The 2478-nt window shown below is 65.6% G+C and carries 3 protein-coding genes; all 3 read right to left on the bottom strand.

Going from position 1 to position 2478, the window contains the following annotated elements; translation table 11 throughout:
• Positions 1-14: 14 nt before the first annotated feature.
• The 3 genes from IP83_RS13725 to IP83_RS13715 are packed head-to-tail and all read right to left on the bottom strand — an operon-like array spanning position 15 to position 2342.
• On the bottom strand, positions 15-1574 hold the full coding sequence (locus IP83_RS13725) for an IS66 family transposase (RefSeq protein WP_054122796.1): 1560 nt from the start codon (positions 1572-1574) through the stop codon (positions 15-17).
• A 31-nt stretch (positions 1575-1605) separates the two neighbouring features.
• Positions 1606-1929: an IS66 family insertion sequence element accessory protein TnpB gene (gene tnpB, locus IP83_RS13720; protein ID WP_197274376.1), complete on the bottom strand. Its 324-nt coding sequence runs from the start codon at positions 1927-1929 to the stop codon at positions 1606-1608.
• A 29-nt stretch (positions 1930-1958) separates the two neighbouring features.
• Complete coding sequence (locus IP83_RS13715; protein ID WP_231625052.1) at positions 1959-2342, bottom strand: transposase; 384 nt, start codon at positions 2340-2342, stop codon at positions 1959-1961.
• Between the last annotated feature and the right edge of the window lie 136 nt (positions 2343-2478).

Below are 2478 nucleotides of genomic sequence, written 5' to 3'. Positions count from 1 at the left end.
CGTAAGCGGTGTTCTCAGGCCACGGTGGTCCAGGTCATGAGGTCACCGACGGCGTTGGCTGGATGACCATTGGCCAGTTTGGCGAGAGTGTCGGTCAGCCAGACGTGCGGATTGATGCCGGAGATCTTGCAGTTCTCGATCAGCGTGGCGATCACCGCCCAGTTGTCGCCGCCCTCGTCGGAGCCTGCGAAGAGTGCATTCTTGCGGTTGAGGGCCACCGGCCGGATCGACCGCTCGACGGTGTTGGAATCCAGCTCGACGCGGCCATCATCGAGGAACAGCGACAGCCCGGGCCAGCGGGTAAGCGCGTATCGGATGGCATCGGCGAGCTTGCTCTTGGCACTGACCTGACGAAGTCGCACCTCAAGGTAGACATGCAGGTCATCGACGATGACACGGGCCCGCTTTGAGCGCACGGTGCGGCGCTGCTCCGCCGAGGTGCCACGAACCTCGTCCTCGATCGCATATAGCATGGCGATCCGGCGTAGCACCTCGGCCGCAACCGGTGAACTCTCGGCCAGTTCATAAAACTTGCGCCTCACATGCGACCAGCAGAAGGCGAGGCTCACCTGCTGCCGGCGTCTGGCCAGGGCGGCATAGCCGCTAAAGCCATCGACCTGCAGGATGCCGGCGAAGTCACCGAGATGGGCTTCGGCCCGCTCGCTCTTGCGGTCAGCGGCATAGACATAGGCCACCATCGGCGGATCTTCGCCGCCCCATGGTCGATCGTCGCGGGCATAGGCCCAGAGCTGACCGGTCTTGGTACGTCCGCGCCCGGGATCGAGCACCGGTGCGGTGGTCTCGTCGGCAAACAGCCGTTCGGATCGTCGCAATCGCTCGAGGATATGATCGCGCAAGGGACGCAGATACCAGGCTGCTCGGCCAACCCAGTCCGCCATGGTCGAGCGGTCGAGTTGGATGCCTTGCCGCGCGTAGATCTGGGCCTGGCGGTAGAGCGGCAGGTGATCAGCATACTTGGCGACTAGGACCTGTGCGATCAGCGCCTCGGTAGGGATGCCGCCTTCGACGATCCTTGCCGGGGCCGGTACCTGGACGATCGCGCCCTCGCACGAGCGGCAGCCATAGCGCGGGCGGCGAGTGACCAGCACGCGGAAGGTGGTCGGCACGACGTCGAGACGCTCAGCCACGTCCTCGCCGATCTGGTGGAGCGCGCCGCCGCAGCAGGGGCAGGTTCGATCATCCACGTCGACAATCTGCTCGATCCGCTCGAGATGCGCCGGCAGTGCACCGCGGTTGGCCTTGCGCGGCCGTTCGCCACCAGCCTTCGTGATTACCGCGTCGCGTGCAGCACGCGCCTGACCGAGCGCTATCTCGATATCTTCAAGGCAGAGTTCGAGTTGGTCGGGATCGAGTTGCTCGGACTTGCGGCCGAACCGGTGCCGCATGAAGGCATCGATGATCGACTGCAGCCGCTCAATCTCTGCATCGGCCTCGCCCTTGGCGAGAGCCAGATTGGCCCTTGCCGCGCGTTCTTCCGCCAGTGTCCGGGACTGCTCAAGGACGAGCGCGCGGAGCGCTTCGACATCATTGGGAAGGTCCGCCTCCATGAGCATGGAAGGAGTGAATCAGCAGTGAGAAGCTCCGTCAACCGGCAATCTGCGGGGCGATCGGGCGGCGTCCGCCATGCACCCGGCGCCAGTCCAGGCCCTCAAGCAAGGCGCCCAACTGCGCCGCCGTCAGCCGCATCACGCCATCCTGAATCGCTGGCCACCTGAACCCGCCGGACTCCAGCCTCTTGGCCATCAGGCACAGCCCGGTGCCATCCCACCACACGAGCTTGATCCGGTCGCTACGCTTGGCCCGGAACACGTAGATCACGCCGGAATAAGGATCGCCGCCGTACTCCGCGCCGACCAGCGCAGCCAGCGCGTCCGGCCCCTTGCGAAAGTCCACTGGGCGTGTGGCCACCATGACCTTGGCACCTACGCCGGGTCCAATCATCGGGTGGCCCGGAGCGCTTCGATTACCGCAGCGATCACTCCGGCATCGGCGCCGCGGCTGATCTTCACCGCCACACCGTCGATCTCCAGTTCGACTACACTCGCCTTCGAGCGCCGCCCTCTCTTCGGTCGCTGGATCGCAGGCGCGGGCTCCGCTGCCGAAACAGCATCGACCACGGCGGGAACGAATGCCGGCACGACTACGCCCTGGTTCTCCATCTGCTTGCGGAGCTGCCGACGCCAGGTGAACAGCTGCGATGGAGTCATGCCATGACGCCGCGCGACCGAGCAGACGGTCTCCTGCCCGGAGAAGCTCTCGGCCACGATCGATGCCTTCACCTCCGGTGGCCAATCCCGCCGCCGCCCCGCGCCGGTGAACATCTCGAAGCGCGTTACCCGGCTAGTGCCAGCATCATCACATGGTATCGTCATAGCACCAGCAACCTCCACCCGATCAGGGCGCGGAGACTCGGCGCTGTGCGTCAGGCCCGCAAGGTGGGGCCACGGCCCCGCTTAC

The organism is Novosphingobium sp. AAP93, assembly GCF_001296055.1.
In the GTDB taxonomy this organism is placed as follows: Bacteria; Pseudomonadota; Alphaproteobacteria; order Sphingomonadales; family Sphingomonadaceae; genus Novosphingobium.
This window is presented reverse-complemented; position numbering and strand designations above follow the sequence as displayed.